25 protein-coding genes are annotated in these 23,924 nt (G+C 36.9%); 1 reads left to right on the top strand and 24 read right to left on the bottom strand.

All coding sequences use genetic code 11. The features are described from left to right. Positions 1-178: 178 nt before the first annotated feature. The 19 genes from H8S17_RS11985 to H8S17_RS11895 all read right to left on the bottom strand — a co-directional run bounded on the left by H8S17_RS11985 (position 179) and on the right by H8S17_RS11895 (position 18,837). Complete coding sequence (locus tag H8S17_RS11985; RefSeq protein WP_178050362.1) at positions 179-511, bottom strand: hypothetical protein; 333 nt, start codon at positions 509-511, stop codon at positions 179-181. Between the two features lie 59 nt (positions 512-570). Continuing rightward, on the bottom strand, positions 571-1,524 hold the full coding sequence (locus H8S17_RS11980) for a radical SAM protein (RefSeq protein ID WP_243238075.1): 954 nt from the start codon (positions 1,522-1,524) through the stop codon (positions 571-573). 1 nt (position 1,525) lies between these two features. Then, a complete protein-coding gene (locus H8S17_RS11975; protein ID WP_186867490.1) occupies positions 1,526-2,461 on the bottom strand; it encodes an alpha/beta hydrolase in 936 nt (311 codons plus the stop codon). An 11-nt stretch (positions 2,462-2,472) separates the two neighbouring features. Further along, positions 2,473-3,141: a DUF6320 domain-containing protein gene (locus H8S17_RS11970; protein WP_186867489.1), complete on the bottom strand. Its 669-nt coding sequence runs from the start codon at positions 3,139-3,141 to the stop codon at positions 2,473-2,475. 188 nt (positions 3,142-3,329) lie between these two features. After that, positions 3,330-4,028, bottom strand: a complete 699-nt coding sequence (locus H8S17_RS11965; RefSeq protein ID WP_186867488.1) for a TIGR00266 family protein — start codon at positions 4,026-4,028, stop codon at positions 3,330-3,332. 4 nt (positions 4,029-4,032) lie between these two features. Further along, a complete protein-coding gene (locus H8S17_RS11960) occupies positions 4,033-4,191 on the bottom strand; it encodes a hypothetical protein (protein WP_186867487.1) in 159 nt (52 codons plus the stop codon). A 24-nt stretch (positions 4,192-4,215) separates the two neighbouring features. Further along, a complete protein-coding gene (locus tag H8S17_RS11955; protein ID WP_186867486.1) occupies positions 4,216-5,763 on the bottom strand; it encodes a leucine-rich repeat domain-containing protein in 1,548 nt (515 codons plus the stop codon). 78 nt (positions 5,764-5,841) lie between these two features. Then, on the bottom strand, positions 5,842-7,155 hold the full coding sequence (locus H8S17_RS11950; RefSeq protein WP_186867485.1) for a protein phosphatase 2C domain-containing protein: 1,314 nt from the start codon (positions 7,153-7,155) through the stop codon (positions 5,842-5,844). Between the two features lie 17 nt (positions 7,156-7,172). After that, positions 7,173-7,928 (bottom strand): vWA domain-containing protein, encoded by a 756-nt coding sequence (locus tag H8S17_RS11945; RefSeq protein ID WP_186867484.1) that lies wholly within the window; start codon positions 7,926-7,928, stop codon positions 7,173-7,175. A 21-nt stretch (positions 7,929-7,949) separates the two neighbouring features. Further along, positions 7,950-9,251, bottom strand: coding sequence for a protein kinase domain-containing protein (locus H8S17_RS11940; protein ID WP_207723412.1), 1,302 nt, complete (start codon positions 9,249-9,251; stop codon positions 7,950-7,952). Between the two features lie 28 nt (positions 9,252-9,279). Continuing rightward, a complete protein-coding gene (locus tag H8S17_RS11935) occupies positions 9,280-9,864 on the bottom strand; it encodes a TerD family protein (RefSeq protein ID WP_186867483.1) in 585 nt (194 codons plus the stop codon). Between the two features lie 32 nt (positions 9,865-9,896). Beyond that, positions 9,897-10,502: a TerD family protein gene (locus H8S17_RS11930; RefSeq protein ID WP_186867482.1), complete on the bottom strand. Its 606-nt coding sequence runs from the start codon at positions 10,500-10,502 to the stop codon at positions 9,897-9,899. A gap of 28 nt (positions 10,503-10,530) precedes the next feature. Further along, positions 10,531-13,188: a calcium-translocating P-type ATPase, PMCA-type gene (locus tag H8S17_RS11925; RefSeq protein ID WP_186867481.1), complete on the bottom strand. Its 2,658-nt coding sequence runs from the start codon at positions 13,186-13,188 to the stop codon at positions 10,531-10,533. Between the two features lie 23 nt (positions 13,189-13,211). Further along, a complete protein-coding gene (locus H8S17_RS11920) occupies positions 13,212-13,577 on the bottom strand; it encodes a hypothetical protein (RefSeq protein WP_186867480.1) in 366 nt (121 codons plus the stop codon). Positions 13,578-13,595: 18 nt separating this feature from the next. Next, positions 13,596-14,543, bottom strand: coding sequence for an MORN repeat-containing protein (locus H8S17_RS11915; RefSeq protein WP_186867479.1), 948 nt, complete (start codon positions 14,541-14,543; stop codon positions 13,596-13,598). Positions 14,544-14,573: 30 nt separating this feature from the next. Further along, positions 14,574-16,109, bottom strand: a complete 1,536-nt coding sequence (locus tag H8S17_RS11910; RefSeq protein ID WP_186867478.1) for a YARHG domain-containing protein — start codon at positions 16,107-16,109, stop codon at positions 14,574-14,576. Positions 16,110-16,138: 29 nt separating this feature from the next. Continuing rightward, entirely contained in the window at positions 16,139-17,623 is a 1,485-nt protein-coding gene (locus tag H8S17_RS11905; protein ID WP_186867477.1) for a leucine-rich repeat protein, read from the bottom strand. Between the two features lie 26 nt (positions 17,624-17,649). Then, positions 17,650-18,099 (bottom strand): hypothetical protein, encoded by a 450-nt coding sequence (locus H8S17_RS11900; RefSeq protein ID WP_186867476.1) that lies wholly within the window; start codon positions 18,097-18,099, stop codon positions 17,650-17,652. A 111-nt stretch (positions 18,100-18,210) separates the two neighbouring features. Continuing rightward, positions 18,211-18,837, bottom strand: a complete 627-nt coding sequence (locus H8S17_RS11895; RefSeq protein ID WP_186867475.1) for a hypothetical protein — start codon at positions 18,835-18,837, stop codon at positions 18,211-18,213. Between the two features lie 227 nt (positions 18,838-19,064). Here H8S17_RS11895 and H8S17_RS11890 point away from each other — a divergent pair, with 227 nt between their 5' ends. After that, a complete protein-coding gene (locus H8S17_RS11890) occupies positions 19,065-19,424 on the top strand; it encodes a helix-turn-helix domain-containing protein (protein ID WP_178050370.1) in 360 nt (119 codons plus the stop codon). A 50-nt stretch (positions 19,425-19,474) separates the two neighbouring features. Here H8S17_RS11890 and H8S17_RS11885 read toward each other — a convergent pair whose 3' ends face one another. The 5 genes from H8S17_RS11885 to hisH all read right to left on the bottom strand — a co-directional run bounded on the left by H8S17_RS11885 (position 19,475) and on the right by hisH (position 23,920). Then, the gene (locus tag H8S17_RS11885) at positions 19,475-20,788 is read right to left on the bottom strand and encodes a hypothetical protein (RefSeq protein ID WP_334298760.1); all 1,314 of its coding nucleotides are present in this window, start codon (positions 20,786-20,788) and stop codon (positions 19,475-19,477) included. A 103-nt stretch (positions 20,789-20,891) separates the two neighbouring features. Continuing rightward, positions 20,892-21,776, bottom strand: coding sequence for a magnesium transporter CorA family protein (locus H8S17_RS11880; protein WP_186867473.1), 885 nt, complete (start codon positions 21,774-21,776; stop codon positions 20,892-20,894). Between the two features lie 67 nt (positions 21,777-21,843). Then, a complete protein-coding gene (locus tag H8S17_RS11875) occupies positions 21,844-22,521 on the bottom strand; it encodes a uracil-DNA glycosylase (protein WP_186867472.1) in 678 nt (225 codons plus the stop codon). Between the two features lie 17 nt (positions 22,522-22,538). Next, complete coding sequence (hisF, locus tag H8S17_RS11870; RefSeq protein WP_186867471.1) at positions 22,539-23,300, bottom strand: imidazole glycerol phosphate synthase subunit HisF; 762 nt, start codon at positions 23,298-23,300, stop codon at positions 22,539-22,541. Further along, entirely contained in the window at positions 23,300-23,920 is a 621-nt protein-coding gene (gene hisH / locus H8S17_RS11865; protein ID WP_178051872.1) for an imidazole glycerol phosphate synthase subunit HisH, read from the bottom strand. The genes hisF and hisH overlap by 1 nt, the downstream gene beginning before the upstream one ends. Positions 23,921-23,924: the final 4 nt, after the last annotated feature.

Genomic DNA, 23,924 nt, shown 5'->3' with positions numbered 1-23,924 from the left:
TTTTTTATTGTTTTTACCTGTCTAAAACAATTACTCTGCTATAAAAACTGCAATTCTCTTACAGTTTATATTATCTCTGCTTAACAGCTTCATTATAGGAAATGAAAGAAAACACGTCAACCTAAATCTGGGAAAATTCAAATTAAAATCACAATATATATGAAAATTTAATATTTTATTATAAACTGTTCTGCAATTTCCATGGAAAGCAGCTCTTATCATCAATATAAACATCTGCATATACTTTTCTTGAGTCTGTTCCATATTCTTTTAAATTCTCTTTGACATTTTCATTTACTGCATCAAAATAAAGCTGAAACTTACTGCACCATTTCACCGCATCTTCTAAAAGACTGCCACACCGGCATGTCCATAAGATCAACTGGCAGCCGTTCTTTTGCAGTGTTTTTAAGATTGAAATAAGTCTGATGTTGGCTTCTCCGATCTTCGGATAACTGTTCGTACACAATGTCCCATCAAAATCTACTGCAATGATCTTTAATCTCTCCATCCTGTTTCCTCCTGGTCTGATCTTGTTTTTTACAGCATATCAGATCAGGTGTCCGATAATCAGGACACCTCAAAGTCAGGTATAAAACTTTCGGATGCAGTATCGCCCTCTTGTATAAATCCATTTTCTATTCCGGCAGAAATGGCAAAATCTATCACCGATCCATATTCTTCTTCTGTTACTTTTCTGCTTAACTCAGGATACTTTTTATTCCGGATCACCGGAGTATACTGGTTCATAATGCTGATATAAATGCGATTTCCATAGGTTTTTAACAGATATCCGATCACTGACATACTGTCTTTTGACTGTCCCGGCAAAAGCAGATGTCGGACGATCGTGCCTTTTTTGATCAGCACCTCACTTGTCCCCTCATAATCATTATATGCTTCTGCATCTAATTCTTTTCTGGTTTCTTTTTCAAAAAACACAGGTACTCCCGTCTGACGCACCATCTCTTTTATCGCTTTTTTTGCTGTATCTCTGTAATCCTTTGCATTTGCATAACGGATGGCAAGAGCATCACTGTAATATTTAAAATCCGGCAGGTATACATCCACAATCCCTTCTAATGCACGAATTGTATCTACATGGACATAACTTCCCGTATTGTATACGATCGGGATATTTAATCCCTGTGCTTTTGCTCTCGTAACAGCCGGTATTAAGACCGGTACATAGTGATCCGGTGTGACGAGATTGATATTATTTGCTCCTTCTTCCTGTAATTTCAGGAAAATCTCTGCTAATTCTTCTTTTTCTACCACTTTTCCTGTGTTGCCCATTGCTATTTTATAATTCTGGCAAAAAACACAACGCAGTGGACAGCCTGTAAAAAATACGGCTCCTGAGCCCGTTTTTCCTGATATGCATGGTTCTTCCCACATATGAAGTGCTGCCCTTGCAATGCGTATCCGGTCTGTGGCATGACATACACCCTGCTGCCCGCTGAAACGGTCTACTTTACATTCTCTTGGGCAGAGTTCACATTTTTTCATAACTTCCTGATCCATATTATGTTTCATCCTTAAATAAACTGATAAATCTCCCGGCTTCTTTCCATGCCTGTCGTGATTCCGGCATCAGTTTCATTGCCATCTGGAATACATGAAACATTCCTTCATAGACATGCAGCCGTACTTTTACGCCCTGACTTTTTGCTTTTTTGGCAACTTCTACAGAATCGCTTAAAAGCATCTCATAAGAACCAACCTGTATCAGCATTGGCGGGAAATCCGTAAAATCTCCAAAAAGCGGCGATATATAAGGATTTTTAGGATCCTCTAACCCGACATATTCCCGATTGTAAATAAGGCTGTCTTTTGTTTTTCCAAATAAAGGATCTTTTTCAAAATTGGTTTGATAAGATTCCCCGGAAGAAGTCAGATCTGTCCATGGTGACATGGCGATCAGTCCCGCCGGAAGTTCCTCGTGATGATCCCGCAAATACATGGTAAGAGCCATGACAAGCCCTCCTCCGGCTGAATCACCTGCAACAAGTATCTGACTGCCGCTATAGCCCTTTTGCAGCAACCACCGGTACGCACAGACCGCATCCTCTAATGCAGCCGGATATGGATTTTCAGGTGCGACACGGTAATCTATGCTAAGTACCGGCATTCCATGTCCTAATTCACTGTAAACAACGGCAAAATTGCGGTAGGCATTCCGCATCGCTCCCACATAGCCGCCACCATGAAGCTGTAACAAGACACGGTCGGATGTACACGATTCCGGTTCTAACCACTCCATTTCAAACTGTTCCATTTTTATCTCTGTTAGTAAAAAGCCGTCTGGTACATTCCAGACAGGCTCTACTAATTTTTTTCGTAATTCTCCATTTTTGATCTTTTGACCAATCATATGCTCAGATGTCACATGGGAGATCATTTCACGGATAATGATCCCCTGCACACTGGTATCTAATTCCTTTTTTTCTCTCTGCTTCATTTTATGCCCTCTTATCTCATATGGAATCTGCGCTTTAATTCCATTCTTGCTCTCCTGTCACCAATGATTACCGTACCAACAAATAAAAGTACGGATACCACAAATGCCACTCCGCTGATAAAAGTTTCTGTTACAATATGAAATTTCATCAAAAGCAGCGGAATCGCACTTAAAAAGATCATTGAAATCTCTAACATGATATAACTCTGCCAGTTCCGACGGTTGACAAACATTAAAATGACGATCGCTAAATCCACAAATAACAAGCCGCCCGGCAACACAAAATTGACTGACCATCCATGGTAGCCGATACAGACATCGATCAGGATGACATAGAGTATGCCAAAAAAGGTAAGTGTCAAAAACTTCGCCCGATAATCTGCATTATCATTTAAGATTGCAAAACGTGCAATAAAATAGATATATGCAAAGCCTGCCCCTGTGATCAGGCTCCATAAGATGCCATGATAAAATTTATAATTCAGATATACAAATAATACTTCTAATATGATTGCTACAAATAAAAATATACGGACTGCAAGGTGCAGTTTCTGGGTGCGAAACCGGATATCCGGATATCTGTTATCTGTATGTTCGTCTACTTCGACTACGCACCTGCATAGTGGGCAGACCTGTGTATCATCTGTAATCTCTATATTACAATGCCGACATTTACTCATAATGGTTTCCTCGATTTTATGATTTTGTGTATCATATGATGGGGAAAAAACGTTTGACCATCATATCCATATATAGTATATCGTATAAGGGGGAGAAATCAATTGTTTTTTGTTCCTTAACAAAAATAACGCTCACCATGTAGTGAGCGTTAGAGAAAACAAATTAGTCTGATCAAAATATCATCTTTTCAATTTATCCTTCCGTTTCCATGCGGAACATATTGTGATAATGTACTTGCAAAATCTTTAATATTCTGTGTCTGTAATATCACTTTTCCTGGTCCTGTCAGTTTTGTCAGAAACAATCCCTCACCTGCAAAAAGAACATTCTTAAAACCCGGAACTGTTTCTACTTCATAAGACATTCCATTCTGAAATGCAACTACATTTCCTGTGTCAACTTTCAATATTTCTCCTGACTGCAATTCCTTTTCTACCACATCTCCATCTATTTCTAAAAATGCTGTTCCTGTCCCTGATAGTTTCTCTAATATAAAACCTTCACCACCAAATAACCCTGAAGAAAATTTTCGTGAAAATGTTATTTCAAGATTAACCGTCGACTGTGAACACAAAAATGCACCTTTTTGGCAGATCAGACCATTTGCAAAATCTTTCATCTTTACAGGTACAATTGTCCCAGGAACTGTTGTTGCAAAAGCAATCGTCGTTCCTGGTCTTGTAGCAGTATAACGAGCCATAAACAGACTTTCCCCCACAAACATTCTACCTATTCCTGCTAACATCCCACCATTGGTATCCGAATTTAATGAAATCCCATCTGACATCCATGCCATTCCACCTGATTGAGTAACCATTTGTTCCCCTGCCTGTTCAAAATATACTTCAACAGCCGGTACTGTTGTTCCTATTAATCTGAATTTCATATTTTTAAAAACCTCCCCCGGAAATATCAAATATTTCAGCTGCCTGCACTTTGCCAGAACCTCCACACCAGCTGCATATAAAACGTTTTTCCTCTCCATCGTAACATGTATGCTTTCCACATTTTACCATAACAACATTAGCTTCCCCTGTTTTTTTACTCATTTTGTTCCTCCAAAATCCTTCAACTTAAATTTTTTGATATTTAATATTTCTGCTTTGACAATATGCTTCAATATATGTATTATTTCTAATGAAAATTTCGATACTATTACATTCCAAAAAAACACCATCTCCCATGAATGTTACATTTTCCTGTATTACAACATGTTTTAGTTTCTTACAGAATGCAAAAGCAAAATTACCTATTCTCTCAACCTTTTGAGGAATACTAATTGTTTCCAAAGAACTACAGTTGTAAAAAGCACAATCGCCAATTTCTTTAATTTTATTCGAAAGCATCGCGCCTCTAAGATTTCTACAATATTGAAATGCACGATCTTCAATAGTTTCAATACCATTAGGCAAAATAAGATTTTCTATACTATAACAATATTCAAACGAATTTTTTCCAATGATTCTGAGATTTCTATTGAAAGTAACTGTCTGTAAGTATATTGCTCTGCTAAAAGCTTTTTCCTCAATTTTCTCCACAGAATCTTCAATATAATAACTGACATTTTTTCTGCCTTGCGGATATCGTACCAATACCTTTCCATTCCTTTCATGTAAAACCCCATCTTTTGTCCCAAACATTTTGTTTTTAGGATCCACAACAAACTCCTCAAGCTTTGTGGTCAGATAAAACGCATCCTTCTCAATCATAATTACAGTCATAGGAATAGAAATACATTTCACCTGACAATTATCAAATGTTTTAACCGCTATACAGCGAATACCATCTGCAATTTCAACAACATCTATTTCTTCATTATTTAGTGCCCTCAAAGTTTTCTTTGAAACTTTATCTATCAACACCCCATTTACCACTTTAAATACTGCGTTATCTGTAACCTCAATATCTTCAAGATGAATGCAACCTTCAAATATCCGGTTTCCTATCAATTTTATTGAATATGGCAAACTAATTTTTCTCAAATTCCTACAATTAAGAAACGCTCTAGGATATATTGCCGTTATTGTATCTGGTACAATCAGTTCTGTCAGCATCGTATTGGAAGCAAATGCCTTATACCCAATAGTCTTGCATTTTTTTAATCTGCTGTATATTAATTCCATTGATGATAGATCCATAGTCTTTATTAAAGTATCCGTAATACGCTGATCGCAAAAATTTGTTTCTATAGAACCTATTTCTGCATTAATTCCAATCCCATTAGAAATAACAGCAATAACATATTCTGCTGCAATTTCTGTAATCCAGATTTCCGAAACAAGCAGATTGACACATCTTCTTATACCATCTTGCTGCATATCCGCTGTTGCATTCACTAATTTTAACAGCTTATCAGCAACTCCTTCTCTAATTGCCATGATAATAAGCTTTCGCTCTTTGTCAGAATGTGGTGCATAATCCATTAATAAAGCATTTAATCTATCAACATCTTCTACTATTCGATCACCATAATCATCCACTATTTTCTTAAATACCAGACTGATATTTTCTCTTTCCTGTCCATCTGCCGAAAAACTATCTCTGCAATAAGGACAGATATAAATATCACTTGTGATCGTATTTCTTTGATTCCATATTTTTCCACATTTTGGACACTTCATTTTGTCTACTCCGTAAAGAAAGTGCAGATGTTATATATCGACTAATTTTCATCTGCACTCTTTTCTGGTTTTACCTTTTCATTCCTCGAACGCTATATATTCATTTTCTATCTGAACAGTAGAATTTTCTTCTGTCAAAATGATTTCACATTCTGCGTTTTTTTCTATTTGATCATTACTATCTTCAATGCCATTGGTAGAATATTTTTCACATTCCTCTGTCTCATCTTCTTTTTTTCCCATATGCTGCTGGCAGATATCTATAAGCTTTATTCCGTCATTTTCCTGTTCTGGTTTATCTATTTTAGGAGCAACTCTTGTTCCACATTCAGAACAAAACTTAACACCATAAGCCAGTCTTGCACCGCACTCTGTACAAAACTTGCATGTATGACGATATTTTGATGGCTGTGCAGTTTTCTGTTGATTTGCTCTTTGGAATTTTGCATGTTCTTCCTCTACCCTACGTTTTTCAGCCTCATTCTTCTCCACTTCTTTACGTGCATTTTCCTCTATACGTGCTTTCTCTTTTTCACGATCAAATTCTTTTACAATATCTAATTCCGGCAGTAAATCTAAATCAAGTATTGCTGCAATGGAAACATCATCTCCACTCCCTTTTGCGGAAAGTCTTGGCAAATACTCTCTTAATCCATTTACCGCTTCTTCAAAATCTGTCGTGCCGAATGAATATATAATTGTTTTATATAAATTATATAATTGATCATTATTACTAAAACAATCATCTATACCATCAGAACCTGCAAATACGGCTATTGGAAGTTTATCTGAATAAAAATGTCTAAATCTTTCTAACGCATCTGAATCACATATAGAAGTTGTTGCATTTAAAAAACACTTTGGATCCCACGGTATAGGCTGTACAAATTTCCCTTCCGGATTAACAGCAACACATTTTCCATCTCCAATATGAATGCCAAACCAAAACTCATGAGTCATTGCAACTGCAATCATTGTTGTTCCATAGGCACTTTCTATTCTTCCATCCTGCACATATCTCTTTTTTGCCTTTTCCGATACGCCAACCAATTCCTCTTGTGAAAAAGGATTGGCGGTAAAATGCATATAAATTGCTTCGTTCCAACCATTGATAATACTTGCCTCAAGATTTTTAAGCACCTTTTCAGTATCATTAAAAAACTGATCTTTTGTCATGGCTTTCAAAAAATTTCTTATATTTTTCTCTGCTACGGCTGCTGCTAATTTTGACCCAACAGCACTACGCATATAGTCATCTCCACCATGACCATCACACACAACAGCTATTGCAATTTCTTCATCAAAATAACTTACAGAAGCATCTTGGCACTCTTTATTTTTCTTGATATGACTTGCTCCCTGTGCCGACAAATTGAAGGATTTTGCTTTCATTGCAATTTCCCCCTTTCTTACCAAACCATGCCATCATCATCAAATGAATCCCATTCTGCCGCTTCTGTTGTTTCATTCTGAGCCTGAATTTCCTTTACAAATTCATCTTGTTTGCTAACAATTTCTGCTCCAGTATCACTTGAACCAGCAGACGCATTTGAACTTTTACTTCCAATTTCTGATGCCCGCACTGACACAAACTGTATCCATTTTTTTAAAGCCTCCGGTGTATGTACAGTAATAACAGCCTCTATATTTCCGGTAAAATCCGCAAGAACTGTCTTATTTGCGTCTTCTCCAATAGCAACCGCTACCTTAATTGCCTTTTTAAACCAATTATTCTGCTTTAATTTGTCAAGACCATGTTTATAATTGTCTGTAGGTTCACCATCTGACATCAAAAAAATTGCCGGTGCAAAAGATCCTGTTGCATCACTCATAAATGCATTTCTTGAAAGTTTTTCGTTCAGCTGCATACAGGCTTCACCTAAATCTGTTACCCCATTTGCATCAAGATAATTCCATCTGAAATTCTCTGCTGCCACAGGTGAACTATCAATCCACTGGGCACCTGTTGAAAATGCTAACGTTGCCACTTTAATCTGTGCATCTGCATTACTTTCTGATATGTCCTTTAATTCCGGAACTATCTCTTCGATTGCGGAATTAACTGTCCCAATCTTTGCTCCACTCATACTTCCTGATGTATCAACTACAAAAAAAAGAACCATGGTACGTCTGGGTACTTCTACAACTTCATCATATAATCCCATGATAACAATTCCTCACTTTCCTTAAATAATTTCACCTTCATTACTATTTCCAAAATGAATCTTCAGTCCTCTTCCAAGTTTTATTACCTGTCCATTTGAATATGGTTTTGTGTTTCCATTGGGAAGAATCGCAGTCCATGTAAAATCAGAACTGTTTTTTAGTCCAATAATAGACAGATCCTGTCTGCTTGAAACAATTTCACCTTTTACTTCTTTAAAATCATCGCTATCATACACTGCATGGCAGGAATATATTTTCTTTCCAGGCTGCATAATGGCATGATATTTTTTTACTTTTAAGATCATCGGTCTTTGAATTTCTTTACTACAGTTGATACATTTGCATACCGGCTGCTTAACATCAATAAATGTAAGTTCTCCACAAGATGGACATTTTGCAATACAATCTCTCAATGCAGTAAATACTTCCTGCCACTTTTTCTCCGTTACACGATGCTGTGAATCAGCTCCAACCATTGCTTCATAGCTAAAAGCTTCCTCAAATGTATCACGAACAGATTGGGGATAAACTGGCCAGAATTTAATTTCATTTACATGCACTCCACGCACAGGTCTATTTATATCATTCTTTGAATCCCATACAAATACCGGCTCAATCCCATAAAACTTTCTTTCTAATTCTTCTGTTAAGCACGGACACATTGTCTTCTTTCCTTCTAACGGATGATTTAAAAACAATAATAAGTAAAGTACAACGGCAAGAGAGAAACGATCCGTATGCACATCCGGTTTCTTTTTCCCTAAAACAACTTCTGGTGCCATATAACGGCATTTTCCAGCAATTCCAAGTGCATCTCCATATTCAGCCACATTGTCATTATCACATATCAAAACATCTCCTGTTTTAGGATCCACAAAAAAATTTCCATCATTCAAATCCTGATAACTAAAACCGGAATTATGTAATTCCCGGAATCCGCTTGTAATGCATAGTGCAGCATTCACTACTGCTCCTATACTGGCAAATCTTTCTTTGGCAAGCAAAAAAAGTGAAAAATCTTTATATTCAGGAGGACGCAATTCCATCAAATATCCGAAACTGTCTTCATAATATTCAGTAATCTCCAATGGCCACAAAAATGCACTTGTCGGAGCTCCTTTTTTTATATTATTCTGAATATTTCTATAAAACCTGTCCGGATCGTTCAATTTATTTCCAAAATACCATTTTAAAGCCAGTTCTTTTCCATTATATCTGACTTTATAAACAATACCCTGACCGCCTTCTCCAAGCTTTTGGATAACTTCAAGTTCACCCCCTGATAGCACTTTAATCTTTTGTCCCTTTTCAAATTCTTTCACACAAATTCACCTCTATTGACATATATTTTTAAACATTACCACCAAAAGAACGAATAATTGCTTCCAATCCACCCTGATATCCTGCTGCCACTGCATTAAATCTCCATTCACCGTTTTTATTATATATTTCAGCAACAACCAAAGCGGTTTCTATTGAAAATTCTTCCTCAAGATCAAACTTCAATATTGTATCTCCAACCTCATCAAATTCATCATATCTTTTCGCAATCCGAATATATGCATTCGAAACTTGTCCAAAATTCTGTCTACGAGCTTCAGCCTCATGAATTGTTACACAGATAGCAATTTTCTTTATATCACTTGGAATTTTGGTAAAATCAATATAGATCACCTCATCATCCCCATCACCATCACCGGTTAAATTATCACCGGTATGAATGACTGCACCATTGCGGCTTTCAAGATTATTGTAAAAAATAAAATCTTCATCTCTGGAAAGTTTTCCATTTTCACCTAGTAAAAATGCTGATGCATCCAGATCAAAATCATATCCACCATCATATCTGTTTGTATCCCATCCAAGTCCTACTAATGCAAGTTTCATCGAATTATCAAGTGAAACTCTTTGTCCTTTTGTTAAATTTATTGCCATTCTATTCTCACCTCTGATCTTTTCTTACTATTCTAACGATACATATTTATAATTGCTTCTAAACGGCTTGCCTCCTGCACCGGCTGTCCAATTGCATTGAACTTCCATTCGCCATTTTTTCTATATATTTCACCCACAACTAATCCAGTCATGTTATTATAATTTTCTGAAAGATTATACCTGCAAATTTCCGTTTTATTATCCATATTCACCAATCGGATAAAAGCGTTTTGAATCATACCAAAATGCTGATTTCTAGGTCTTGCATCATATATATTTACAACAAATACGATTTTTTCTACTTGTGATGGTACCTTCGACAGATCAACCATGATCTGTTCATCATCACCATCTCCAGCACCTGTAAGGTTATCACCCTGATGAATGATCGCTCCGCTTGCATGTCTTAAATTACCAAAATAGATGACACTTTGTTTTATATCATTTGAAATCAGTCGTCCATCCGCTCCACAAAGTATAGCCGACGCATCACAATCTATATCCTGTGGTTTTAAAGCAAAAAAACCTCTACTCTGCTGTACTTCATCCCAGCCTAATCCAACCATAACCTGACGCAGACCTGTTCCACCCCCTTTTGTCAAATCAATTTTCTGTCCTTTCTGTAAGTTGATTCCCATACTACATATCCTCCTATTTCACTATCATTTATTTTTTATGTACGAAACATTTTCGAATCAGATCAACCGGCAGCATAGTTGCTGCACATAAAACTGTTATTATCCATCCCTTTAGACTAAATGGAACACAGCTAAACATATTTCCTATCCATGTAAACACCTGCATTGGAATTAATGCTGCATTTACAATAACTGCCTGCACAATCACAATTGCAAACCAGACTTTTAGAAATCCGGGATTATCTGAAAAACCTTTAAAAATTCCAAATCCTTCATCTCTGACATTAAAGCCATTAAATAAAGCAGCCACTATAAATAATACAAAATATGCTGTGTATCTCTGCTCTTTTGTTTCAAAAAATGAGTTAAACAATGGTGCTTTTAAAAAGATAAAGCTTAGTATTGTGAGCCAGATTCCCATTGTCAGGATCTGAACTGCCATCTTTTTACTGATAATACTTTCATCTCTTCGTCTTGGTTTTTCACTCATATATTTTTCCAATGCAGGCTCATTTCCCAACATAATCGCCCCAAGTCCATCCATTACAAGATTTACAAACAATAAGTGGGTTACTTTCAACGGCTCTTCAATTCCAAAAAATGGGCTGATCGCACTCACAATAACTGCTGCAACATTAATAACCAGCTGGAATTTACAAAACTTCAAAATATTATTGTAAATAGTTCTTCCATATAAAACAGCATCCTTAATCGACTTAAAATTATCATCTAAAATAACAATTTCTCCTGCTTCTTTTGCCGCTTCTGTACCACTGCCCATCGCAAATCCAACATCAGCCCTTTTCAGTGCGGGAGAATCATTTACTCCATCACCTGTCATTCCGACTACCAAATTCATTTCCTGACATATTCTAACCATTCGTGACTTATCTGTTGGCAAAGCTCTTGCGATCACTCTGATATCTTTTATTATCGTTTTCAGTTCTTCATCATTCATTTGTGCTAACTGTGATGATGTCAGTGCCCTATCTGTATTATTTTGAATAAGACCTGCATCTTTCGCAATGGCGACCGCTGTTTCAAGCCTGTCACCAGTAATCATAACAACTTGTATTCCTGCATCTTTTACTTCTTTTATTGCATCCTTTGCCTCTGGCCGGACATCATCTCTGATTGCTACAAATCCAATTAAGACAACGTCCTGATTTATGCTATTCTCTATCAAAGGAGATGTTGAATATCCAAAAACAAGAACACGCATAGCCTTTGAAGCCATCTCATTAATTTTTTTATTAACAGTCTCTAGATCAAGTTCTACAACTTCACCATCTTCATTTAATGCTTTCGTTGCAATATCTAAAAATTTTTCTGGTGCACCTTTATAAAATGTTTGATGGAGATCTTGTATTTCTACCTGACTAAATTTATTTGCAGAATTAAACCCCTGCCTTTTTCCTGCAATATATGCAGCATCACTTTGAATCAATTTATACTTTTCTTCACCAAGAAATCGCATGAGTGCCTGGTCAGTTGCATTTCCACCTATTACTCTATGTGTTCCATCATACATAGATGCAGAATTCATTCCAATTGCTACATCAACTAATGTTTTTAGTTTTTGATGCTGTTCAAGACTGTCAAGTGTAATTGTTTGACCATCAGCAGTAAAAAAATCTACAACTTCAAGACTTCCTTTTGTGATCGTCCCTGTTTTATCACTAAATAAAATATTTAATGAACCTGCTGTTTCTATTCCAACAGCCTTACGGACCAATACATTATGTTCTAACATCCGGCTTGTATTCTGCATAAGTACAAGAGAGATCATCAAAGGCAAACCTTCCGGTACGGCACAAACAATAATTACGATTGCTAATGATACTGCCTCTATCACATCCTGTAGAATCGAAGACCACCCAGTTGCTAAATAAGCTGTAAATCCACCAGCCCCGGCAATAAAATATGCTATGTATAAAATAGTAATTACTGCTGCACCTATATAGCCAAATCTGGATATCTGATTTGCCAGTATGCCAAGTTTTACTTTCAATGGAGAATCCGGCTCATCATCCTGCATTTCTTCTGCCATTTTTCCCATCATTGATTTCAGTCCCACTTTCCGGACATCTAGTACGCCACTTCCATCAAAAACAACTGCTCCACGGAATAGTGAATATCCATCCACAAACACATCTCCTGTAATTTCTTCCGTAAATGGGGTTGTTTCATTTATTGCAAACTTTTTACATTCTTCAGTTTCACCATTTAAGGCAGAATTATCTACCCTTAAGTCACCATCAATAAGGATTCCATCTGCCGGGATTTTATCTCCAGCCTGTAATAGCACTTTATCCCCAACAACAACATCGTCAACCTCGATTACTTCCAGCAATCCGTTTCGATACACTTTACAGGTATCTTTTTTTTGATCGTCTTTTAATTTCCGGTAAGCAGTATCACTTGCAACACCTGTTTTTGCTGAAACAATTGCAACTATAATAACCGCAACGATTGTTCCTACCGGCTCGTAAATTTCAGCATATCCAAAGAAAAACATTACAATCATGATTCCTGCAATAATAAGTAATATCTTTATCATCGGATCTCCAAAGGTCTCTTTAAATTCATCCCAAAACGTAGTTGGTTCTGAATCCGGAATAAGATTGGAACCATTTTCTTCTCTGGATGCAATAACTTCAGTATCCTTTAATCCAGCGTACTTCATATCATTTCCTCCATTTTATTTACTTATGCATTGCTTGCTACTGTTCCACAAACCATACCAAGAATCGTTATCACGATCACTGCAATCACTGTGATCACAATCATTCCTACTTTTTCGTCCTTATTTTTTCTCGATAATGCAATCACAATTCCAATAACAGCAACTATAATATCTGTTATTTTCCAATATAATAGTGTTATCATTGCCAGTGCAACTCCCGCTGCAGCAATCCCTAATATGTGTGCTATCATCTTCTCTAAACAGTCCATTGTATTTTTTCCAAAAAAAACATAATGGAACATATGATGTAAGATCATGTAGATCACCACTGAATAAACAATTGTCAATGCTATTACCGCTATTAAAGTAACTCCCTGCATAATTTCCATTTTCTTTACTCTCCTCTACTAATAAATATTTCCTCTTTTAAATTTTCCTTTATAATTTAAGCTTCCGTCTTCGTTAAATAATGTCCCCTTTCCATGCATTTCGCCTTTTTTAAATTTACCTGCATATTTTAAATTGCCATTTGGATAATATTGTTTTCCTGTTCCTGAAGCCTTTCCTTTTTTTATCTGTCCGCTATAGAGTAGTTGTCCTGTTGGGTAATACATTTTTCCTTCTCCTGACATCACTCCTTTTTTCCATTCTCCTACATATGCTATATTTTTTGTTCCTACGGTTTTTATATCCCATTCTTGTAGATCATCCTCTGTTCCTGCGCATGGCCAATATGTAATACCCTGTCCTGAATATAAGCCTTTCTTCCATTCTCCCTCATATATAACAGATGCGGCCACGTTATAAAAATCAAGACCTTCATATAACGTAGAGGTCATTATTTCCGCTGGTATATCAATATCTATGCCATAGCCATTTAATGCACCTTTTTTAAAATACCCCATTTTGTCTACAACATATGTATCATCACCATAATATTTGAAGAGAATGCCTATTCCATGTGGTTTTCCTTTTTTTAAGTCACCGTAGTATAAATACACTGAATCAAGAATGGCATTCGTTCTTTTATATGAGTTCTTTTTTAAAATGCCGTTTTGGGCTAGTAAACACCAGTGATCTTTATTTTCTAATGCAGCTTGTCTCACTTTACTGCTGTCAAAAGCCATAGCATTTTTATATACGTTAATGACTTTAGATGCCCGTGAATCAATATATGGATAGTTTTCCACAGAATACTTTCCCTTTGCAGAATACTCCTTAACTGCATCTATCATAGGTTTGTTTGTAAATGCTTTGACTAAAAAAATTACTATAATAATCAATATAACGATCCACAATGTTGTTCTATGATTTGGCTTCTGCTGCTCATTATAAAATTTTTTTTGTTCTTCCATAAAACGAAACCTTCCTAATCATAATAGTTCTTATCTATATCCCTGCTCTGTTTCATACCGTACGATTAGATCCAGATTTGCACGTTCATAATCATTTAATACGCTATCATCAAAATCTTCCGGAGCAATACATCCGATATACCACAGTTTTGTATCAAAATACTCCTGTAATGCTTCATCCGTAAATGTTCTTCCATACCGTGCATATATTTCATTTCTTGCAATTCTGCATTCCCATTCAGTCAGCTTTTCTAAATCTGCTTCTGTTAAATATTGCGAACTGCTTTTTCTAAATATATAATCTAAAGATTCATCAACAACTACCGGACTTTTATCATCTTCTGGTGGATTTTGCAGGATAGAATAATCACCCGATTGATATTTCTGAATTGGATGATTATTTTCATAATAATATACATTTAACCCACATGTTCCAATTTCCCATTCTTTTGTCAGACTGATGTGTTCTCCCTGCATAGTTGCCCGAAATCCTATTTCACATCCCATATGTCCGTAAATGATATAAATTCCATTACCATCCTCTGCTTTATACCAGCCACAATATGATAACTCGTCTTTTCCCAACAAATAAGCTTGTCCATTTTTAACAGTATAAAAGAACAATTCTTCTCCCGAATCTACTAATAATTCCTTGATTCCATCATTGTTCATATCATATAAGCCATAGTATGCTTCACCATATGAATCCTCTGCAATTTCTTCTATTGCAGGTTCATAGCAACTCATATAATCAACCGTGTCCCCTGCCGTCTTGGTCTGTTGTACAACATCATTTGTTTTGTCTTCATTTTTGTGATTTTCTGTATTTATCACACGACATCCGGCAAGCACTACTGCTATTGTTGAACCTCCCCCAACATTTTCAAAAGATGATATTCCCAACGGCAGCCCACACACAGAAACTGTATCATCTTTATAAATATCTGGAAGTTCACCTTTGTATAGAACAATAAAACTATTCCCTCCTTCATCTATCACATGAACAGTTGTCAGGCATACTTCGTCCTGTACATTCTCCTCATGTATATCTATTACCTGCATCGCATCACTTTTATATAGGCTGTCCCCATATTTTTCAACATTTTTATTCAAAGTCTTATACTCTGCACTTTGATCTATGTAATTTTTTAACACGATCGATCTGCCTGCCGGAAAAAAATCTTCATGATCTGCAATAAAACTCATTGCTGATGTACTCATGACAAATGGATATCCACTATATTTTTCTTCCTGTAACTTCTGATAAAATACAAGTGTATCATTTACTTCTACATTCGATATTTCATTTTGCACTGTACTATCTTCTGATATATCCTCTGTTAACAGCCAATCCAAAAGACCAATGCCTAACAGTAAAACAACGATACAAGCAGCAACTATACTAACGACTTTTCCGATACCTTTTCTCTTTAATTGTCTATCCGTATATGACTCATCATATGAGATCATCTTACCTCCGTTTGTAGTTGTATCAAGACTACTTCCACAAACAGGACAAAACCTAAGATCATCTGCATACATCTTTCCACATTTTCTACAAAACATTTTCTTTTCCTCTTATACTCCTTCATTTTTTATTTGATTTTAAAGAGTTTTTTGTATTTTTTATACTTACCTTTGGGCGTATCAATATTTACTTTATGATCAATATTTGTGAAACATTTTTTACCCACTGTCTCTAACTTTTTTGATTTAATAACGAGTGTTTTTAATTTTTTACAATTAGAAAATGCCATTCTGCCTACAGACTTTATATTTGCTCCCAGCGTAATTTTAGTTGCAGTTTTACAATGACGGAAAGCTTTGTCAGCTATAAATTCTACATTGTATGAATAATTACACACCTTTATTTTGTTTGGAACTTTATAGCTTTTTTTATTCTTGTCAAACACACCATATACTTCGACAATTCCTCCATTTGTTGTTGTATGTTTCACCCGATATTTAATATTATTTAATGTCACAGTTTCACCGACATTTAATCTTCTGTTTTCCATGACGTTTACCATGCACTTTTTCTCTATACCGCTTCCATCAAGTGATGATACCGTGATAATAGCTTTGCCAGCTTTTTTTGCTGTAATCCAGCCATTAGAATCTATCGTTGCAACTTCTTCATTTGACGAAGAATATTTTAAAATCGGATATACTGCATTAGATGGCAGTACAGTTGGCTCTAGCATATATTTGCTGCCTTTCTTCATTACCATCCCTGTCGTATTCAGTCTAATTTCTGATACAGGTATATCTTCTACTATAAATGCAGTCTGTAAATCATATATATCACACCATGCCCCACCATCAATTTCCGCTTTGATATAATAAGACATTCCCTGTTCTACATAGTACACAGAAGAATTTCCCTCTCCATTAATTGCCCATATCGGTGTATGCCCAATTATAGGTTCTAATTTTGTATCATCCTTAAAATGCAATTCATATCTGCATCCATGTCTATAAGACACATCGCCATATCCATTATATTTACTCCAGCCTGATCCAGATGCCCGTAGCCTGATATATCCGCTTTTTGGTGCTATGAATTTATAATACTTATTGTTGATATTATAAGAATTTGACTCCCATTCCGCAGCATATGTATATTCCTGATTCCAACTGATCAATTTGGGATTTGTTTTTTTTAGTTTTTCACCACCATAAACCACTTTAAATCTGCATTGATCCATTTTTGATGTATAAACCCTAAAAGTGATCGTGGTCTCATCCTTAAGTAATGCGGTATAAAATGCCACTTTATATGTTCCATCACAGATCTTTTTCCCTTGATAATTCCAATCTTCATCATATCCACCGTTAAAATCACTAAACGAAGTATACTCAGAAACATATAATCCTGCATATGTTGCTCCTTTCGGTATTGTTATTTTAAACCATCCATCTTCACCAGAAATGTAATCTATATCCGGTAAAATCTGCGTTGCACGTACTTCGTCTGTTCCACCCTGAATATCTGCTTCTGCAAATATATCATCCGGCATAAATATTACCATTAGAAGAGCCATCACACTTAATATCCATATTTTACTGATCTGTTTCATAAACTTGAATCTCCTTACTTTTTTAATCAATATATATGGTACATCTCTGCACCAAAAACCTTTCTGCCTTTTACCTGAAAATAATATGCTTCATCATTTCCGGAAACTTCAATTTTTTGTTTTTTTGAATTTATATGCATTGTCTTTGTTTCAATAAATACAATATGTGTTCCTTTTGATAATTTTTGTTCAAATAATGCCCCATCTCCTTCAGAAATCAGTCGATAACGTTCGCCATCTATATTTATCCAGACATCTGGATCTGCCCTAAACCAGCTATCTTCATAGTCAAATGCAAATGCTACATTATACATTTCTCCTGAAGTAGAAAAAGTTTCTAACCCTACTTTATTCAATATATCCATCTTTATTTTTTCAGCATTTCCAAACCATGTAAAATAGATAATGAGAATCCAAAAAACTATACCCAATACTGTTTCAACTGTATCTCCTATGTTTTTACCTAAACTTTTCATATCTATTCCCCTTTTCCAGCGAATCACGTATGTCATAAATCTCCGATATTCGCATCAGCAACATCTTTATAAAAAATTTTTCTATATCGCCTTCATCGAGATCACGCATAGTTATTCATACAAATCTGTATACATATCACCAACATCTCCATAATCGGAAGCACTTTCCACCTTACATCCCGCCAGCACCACAGCAATCGTAGAACCGCCACCGACATTATCAAAAGAAGTCACTCCCAAAGGCAGACCACATACTGAAACCGTATCTTCCTTAAATACATCCGGCAATTCATCCATATAGAAGATGATAAAACTATTTCCTGAATTATCTAACACCTGAAGAATGGTAAGATATTCCCCTTCGCCCAGATCTTCCTCATGTATATCCAACACATACATCTCATCATCTGCAAACAGCTTATCTCCATACTTTTCAACATTCTTATTCAGATGCTTATACTCCACACTCCGGTCTGTATATTGTTCTAATACCGACGTATCTTTCGCCGGGAACAAATCCTCATGTGCTTCAATAAAATCGGCTGCAGTTGTGCTCATACTATAATCGTATCCACTGTTTTCTTCTAAAAATTCGTATAATTCCAGTGTACCGCTCCCATATTCTGTTTTTTCATTAGCAGAATCCATAAAAGCATCCTCTGAACTTCCCGAACAACCGGCTGCCCCCATAACTCCAAATGACAACACCATTCCTAACACTAATAATCTTTTTCTCATAACATCTCTCCTTACCTTTGTGATATGTTCATACTACACACTGGCATAGACACCCTGTGTCACTTTACAAACTTATTTTAAATTTCCCTCCCTCTTCCATTTAATGACATAATTCTACCATTTTAGGTATTTATTTTCAGTACTTTTAGGTATTTATTTTCAGTACCAATAATACTTTGCATATAAATTCTATTCTCTGTAAACTATACAAAAAGGCGGTGAATCATATGGGCAGGGATGCTATCCATTCCAATTACGATGTCGGATCTCGGATTCGTTATTATAGAAAACTTCATAAGATGAGTCAGGAAAAACTTGCCCTGACAGCCAGTATGAATCCGGCTTTTTTAGGGCATTTAGAACGTGGTGAGAAAAGTCCTACGGTTACGACTTTAGAAAAAATTACTTCTGCTCTTGATATTTCTCTCGGGGATTTATTTTCTGATGATATCCATCTAGAGGAAACGGATGCGCGTTCCACCAATTACAACCGTATCCGGATGATGCTTGATGAACTTTCAGATGATGATGTAGATGCGATATCTGATATTATTATGAATATTATACGACTAAAAAAAAATCCATGATCTGACATTCTGATCATGGATTTCTGTATGAAAAAGAATATAAAATCTTCCTACTCGTAATACACGCCATTGGTTTCCACTGTAACTTCTAAGCCATCTTCTACTAATCTGCGGAAAAACCCACGCTGTACAGAAGTATCAGCTAATACAGAACTGAAAGTAAACATCAGCTGATCTCCATAGGAACAGATTGTACCTTTTAATGACTGTCCTTTTGACATTGCAAGAAAGGCTCCAAACATCTGTATGTATGGTTCATACTCTTTTGCAACATTAATATTTCCGATATTCGTAACGGTTGTCGTATTTGCAAGTGCCGCCTGTGTATACACATAACGCATGGCAAGATTTTTGAACATCAACGGTACTGCCCTTGCAATGAGATGCTTTTCATTCGACACATTATAAGAAAAAAGTTCTTCTAAATGTTCCTTCGTGATCTGTTCCCGCAGGCTTTGTTTTGCAGCTGACACTACTTCTTCAAAGGAATAGTTTTCTTTTTCCGGCAAAAATTCTGCGGATACCATAACGAAGAAATTTTTTGTCGTAACCGAATGGAAAAACGGACGCAGATTCACAGGAACCGCTACACGGATTGGTTTTTTAGATGGCATCTGATGCAGGCACTCGGTATACACGCTGTAAATAAATGCTGCAACCAGATATTCATTGATACTGACCTCATAACGATGCGAAACTTCTTTTAATTTCTGTACACTCATCGTTCCATGGATCACACCAAACTCACCTTTTCTTAATTTTTCCCCTTTGATCAGATATGCTTTCTGTGTCTTATATCCCTTAGTATGACTCTTTTTATAATTCTTAAGAAAACTGTCTTCCCGGTTTAATGAGGTATCCACTGACAGCTGATCCCCGACTTGCTCGCCTAGCTTCGGGTGTGCGATCCGAAGATACTGATAGGTCAGTTCTTTTAAAAAATTGATACCGCCCATACCATCTGTCAAAACATGAAATACTTCTAAATTGATCCGGTTTTTATAATAGGAAACCCGGAACATATAACTTCTATTGCGGTTTTCTACGATATAACGGCAGGGATATGCATGTTCTTCCTTCACTCTTGGTGCCGGCTTGCCATTTTCTTCAAAATAATACCAGAATACACCTTTCCGCAGACGGACATTGAATCCATCAAACTTCGGCAATACCGTATTTAGTGCCTGCTGTAAGATTTTCCTGTCGACTAATTCATTTAAATTGACAAAAATACGGTAGACATTGCTCATGCTTTCACCTGCGATCACAGGAAAAAGATGTGCGGTATTGTCTAATTTATCCCAGCCGATATCGGCATTGATCCCATAGCGGTGTTCTTTTTTTAATGCTTCCTTATAGAAAATACGCTCTCTTTTTCGTTCCTGCCGCTCTCTTTTTTTATTCTCTTTTCTTTGTTCCTTACTATCCTGCTCTTTATACTCTTTCAAACTAATGCCTCTTTTTATCCTAAAAAAACTTTTTCTTTTTAAATATCCATAAACTTGCAATCACGATCACAAGGCTGATCCCTGCAACGATCGGGTATCCATACTGAAACTTTAATTCCGGCATATTGTAAAAATTCATGCCGTACCAGCCTGCTACTAACGTCAATGGAAGGACGATCGTTGTCACAACTGCAAGCAGTTTCATAATGTCATTCTGATGAATTGCAATTTCGGACTGATAAACGTCCTGCACCTGCATTGCATATTCCCGCAGCACCTGTGTTTCCTGCCAGAGCCGCTGTATGCGCCCGGTAAAGATCTTACTGATCTTATGTTGTTCACATAAAATCTCACCGGCATCTGCCAACTGGCTGTAATAGCAGTATAAACGTGAGATCTCTTTTTTCATTTCCAACATCCGGTAATTAAAATGGTCTGTATCTCCACGCAGAACAACTTCTTCCATTTCTGCAATGCCCCGTTCTAATTCTGCCAGATATAAGATATCTTCTTCTAAGAGTGCCATAAAAAAATCATTTAAAAATGCATTTTTATCATAACTGCTGCCAGATCTTTTTTTCGCAATGGATGCAATGGTCTGTTCTGCAAATGCATCTTCTTCTATAAATATATAGCGGTTATCTAAAATGTAAAGGACAAAATCCCTGCTACGCTTTTTCTTTTTCTTGACCGGAATATGAAAAGTGCCAAAAAGATATGACGCATGATCTTCAATTTTACAAAAGAAAATACGCCCCTCCTTTTGGCTAAGTGAATATTCTTCCCGCAGACCTAATTCCCTGCTCCATTCTTCTTCATCATATATTCCAATGCCCGCAGAGCAGCTTTCAAAGCCTCTTTGGTCTGTTTCTATTATCCCTGCTTCACAGATATGATAATACATAACAAAAACCTCTTTTTTATTAGCTATGTACCATTTCTGCCGTATTTATACGCTTTTAATGTATGCATCAGATATTTTCTATCTGCCAGTCGATCGGTTCTATGCCATTTTCCTCTAAAAATGCATTTGCCTGGCTGAAATGCCTGCATCCGAAAAATCCTCTGTATGCCGATAATGGGCTTGGATGCGGTGCTGTTAAGATCAGATGCTTAGGATTCGTCAGCATTGGCACTTTACTCTGTGCCGGCCGTCCCCAAAGCATATATACGATCGGCCGATCCTGTGCATTGACTGCCTGAATGATCGCATCGGTAAACTGCTCCCAGCCTTTATTCTGATGGGAATTTGCCTGATGGGCGCGGACTGTCAGTACTGTGTTTAAAAGTAACACACCCTGATCTGCCCATTTTTTCAGATAACCGTTATTTGGGATATAGCATCCCAGATCATCATGCAGTTCCTGATAGATGTTCTGCAAAGATGGCGGGATATCTTTCTGTGTCGGCAGAACTGAAAAACTAAGTCCATGTGCCTGATTCACATTATGGTAAGGGTCCTGTCCTAAGAGCAGTACTTTCACTTTACTAAGTGGCGTAAAATGAAATGCATTAAAAATATCATCTGCCGGTGGATAGATCACATGTGTACTGTATTCATTTTTGACAAATGTATACAATTCTTTGTAATAGGGTTTTCTAAATTCCTCTGAAACCGCATCCAGCCAGTCGTTTGTTATCATTGCCATGATATTTCCTCCTGTACCTATCTTCTGACAGATACCTGTTTTTCTGCGAGATAGTCTTTTAATTCCATGATCTCTAATTCTTTATAATGGAATAAAGATGCCGCTAATGCTGCATCTGCTTTTCCTTCTGTCAGCGCTTCATAAAAATGTTCTTTCGTACCGGCACCACCGGATGCGATCACCGGAATCGACACATTTTCTGCGATCGTTCTTGTCAATTCAAGATCATAACCTGCTTTGGTCCCATCACAGTCCATGCTCGTCAAAAGGATTTCTCCTGCGCCTAATCTGTTTGCTTTCATTGCCCATTCCACAGCATCGATGCCGACATCGATCCTGCCGCCGTTTTTATAGATGTTCCAGCCACTGCCATCTTCCCTGCGCCTTGCATCGATTGCTACAACCACACACTGGCTGCCAAACTTATCCGCTGCCTCTGAAATCAGTTCCGGACGGTTGATCGCAGAGGAATTAATGGAAATCTTATCGGCTCCCTCACGCAGTAATACCTTAAAATCCTCGACTGTACGGATTCCGCCTCCGACGGTAAATGGGATAAATACTTTTTCCGCTACCCGTCGAACCATATCTACAACGGTTCCTCTCGCATCTGAAGATGCTGTGATATCCAAAAATACCAGTTCATCTGCACCTGCTTTATCATAAGCTGCTGCAATCTCTACCGGATCTCCGGCATCTCTTAAATTTACAAAATTAACACCTTTTACAACCCTGCCATTATTGACATCCAGACAGGGAATTATCCTCTTTGTAAACATCAGTCATTCCCTCCCTGTATTTTTGCAAAATTAGATAAAATATGAAGTCCCACACTGCTGCTCTTTTCCGGATGGAACTGGCAGGCAAAAATATTGCCTTGTTCTACCGATGCATGGATATGTGTGCTGTACTCTGTCGATGCCTTTACGATCTGTTCATCTTCTGCTTTTAAATAGTAAGAATGAACAAAATATACATAAGGATTACCGCTTAATCCTGCAAACAGCCTTCCATCGTTCTCTAACGTAAGTGAATTCCAGCCGATATGCGGTATCTTTAAGCCTTCCTTATCCGGAATCCGCAAAATCGCACCTTTTAACAGATGAAGTCCTTCTACTCCGGCACTTTCTTCGCTGTAATCAAACATCAGCTGCAGACCTAAACAGATGCCTAATACCGGTTTGCCTTTTTCTGCTGCCTCTTTTAGCATCTTATCGATCTCATACTTTTTCAACTGTTCCATTGCCGCACCAAAAGAACCAACCCCCGGCAGGATCAGTTTATCTGCCTGCTCTACTTCGTGGAGGTTTCTGGTGATCATGCTTTCTTCCCCTAAATAGGTAAGTGCTTTTTCTACGCTTTTTAAGTTTCCTGCATCGTAGTCTAATATTGCAATCATATGT

This window comes from Roseburia zhanii (genome assembly GCF_014287635.1).
GTDB classification, from domain to species: domain Bacteria; phylum Bacillota; class Clostridia; order Lachnospirales; family Lachnospiraceae; genus Roseburia_B; species Roseburia_B zhanii.
Note: the sequence above shows the minus strand (reverse complement) of the source record. Positions and strands in the feature narration are given on the sequence as shown.

What these genes read in the sequence shown, in the direction of transcription:
- H8S17_RS11960 (WP_186867487.1), bottom strand. Translation starts at nt 4,191, where the DNA reads ATGAGTAAAAAAACAGGGGAAGCTAATGTTGTTATGGTAAAATGTGGA.
- hisF (WP_186867471.1), bottom strand. Translation starts at nt 23,300, where the DNA reads ATGTTTACAAAGAGGATAATTCCCTGTCTGGATGTCAATAATGGCAGG.
- H8S17_RS11915 (WP_186867479.1), bottom strand. Translation starts at nt 14,543, where the DNA reads ATGGAAGAACAAAAAAAATTTTATAATGAGCAGCAGAAGCCAAATCAT.
- H8S17_RS11970 (WP_186867489.1), bottom strand. Translation starts at nt 3,141, where the DNA reads ATGAGTAAATGTCGGCATTGTAATATAGAGATTACAGATGATACACAG.
- H8S17_RS11955 (WP_186867486.1), bottom strand. Translation starts at nt 5,763, where the DNA reads ATGAAGTGTCCAAAATGTGGAAAAATATGGAATCAAAGAAATACGATC.
- H8S17_RS11910 (WP_186867478.1), bottom strand. Translation starts at nt 16,109, where the DNA reads ATGTTTTGTAGAAAATGTGGAAAGATGTATGCAGATGATCTTAGGTTT.
- H8S17_RS11980 (WP_243238075.1), bottom strand. Translation starts at nt 1,524, where the DNA reads ATGGATCAGGAAGTTATGAAAAAATGTGAACTCTGCCCAAGAGAATGT.
- H8S17_RS11895 (WP_186867475.1), bottom strand. Translation starts at nt 18,837, where the DNA reads ATGAGAAAAAGATTATTAGTGTTAGGAATGGTGTTGTCATTTGGAGTT.
- hisH (WP_178051872.1), bottom strand. Translation starts at nt 23,920, where the DNA reads ATGATTGCAATATTAGACTACGATGCAGGAAACTTAAAAAGCGTAGAA.
- H8S17_RS11935 (WP_186867483.1), bottom strand. Translation starts at nt 9,864, where the DNA reads ATGGCAATAAATTTAACAAAAGGACAAAGAGTTTCACTTGATAATTCG.
- H8S17_RS11925 (WP_186867481.1), bottom strand. Translation starts at nt 13,188, where the DNA reads ATGAAGTACGCTGGATTAAAGGATACTGAAGTTATTGCATCCAGAGAA.
- H8S17_RS11950 (WP_186867485.1), bottom strand. Translation starts at nt 7,155, where the DNA reads ATGAAAGCAAAATCCTTCAATTTGTCGGCACAGGGAGCAAGTCATATC.
- H8S17_RS11975 (WP_186867490.1), bottom strand. Translation starts at nt 2,461, where the DNA reads ATGAAGCAGAGAGAAAAAAAGGAATTAGATACCAGTGTGCAGGGGATC.
- H8S17_RS11930 (WP_186867482.1), bottom strand. Translation starts at nt 10,502, where the DNA reads ATGGGAATCAACTTACAGAAAGGACAGAAAATTGATTTGACAAAAGGG.
- H8S17_RS11945 (WP_186867484.1), bottom strand. Translation starts at nt 7,928, where the DNA reads ATGGGATTATATGATGAAGTTGTAGAAGTACCCAGACGTACCATGGTT.
- H8S17_RS11890 (WP_178050370.1), top strand. Translation starts at nt 19,065, where the DNA reads ATGGGCAGGGATGCTATCCATTCCAATTACGATGTCGGATCTCGGATT.
- H8S17_RS11900 (WP_186867476.1), bottom strand. Translation starts at nt 18,099, where the DNA reads ATGAAAAGTTTAGGTAAAAACATAGGAGATACAGTTGAAACAGTATTG.
- H8S17_RS11875 (WP_186867472.1), bottom strand. Translation starts at nt 22,521, where the DNA reads ATGGCAATGATAACAAACGACTGGCTGGATGCGGTTTCAGAGGAATTT.
- H8S17_RS11920 (WP_186867480.1), bottom strand. Translation starts at nt 13,577, where the DNA reads ATGGAAATTATGCAGGGAGTTACTTTAATAGCGGTAATAGCATTGACA.
- H8S17_RS11985 (WP_178050362.1), bottom strand. Translation starts at nt 511, where the DNA reads ATGGAGAGATTAAAGATCATTGCAGTAGATTTTGATGGGACATTGTGT.
- H8S17_RS11905 (WP_186867477.1), bottom strand. Translation starts at nt 17,623, where the DNA reads ATGAAACAGATCAGTAAAATATGGATATTAAGTGTGATGGCTCTTCTA.
- H8S17_RS11880 (WP_186867473.1), bottom strand. Translation starts at nt 21,776, where the DNA reads ATGTATTATCATATCTGTGAAGCAGGGATAATAGAAACAGACCAAAGA.
- H8S17_RS11965 (WP_186867488.1), bottom strand. Translation starts at nt 4,028, where the DNA reads ATGAAATTCAGATTAATAGGAACAACAGTACCGGCTGTTGAAGTATAT.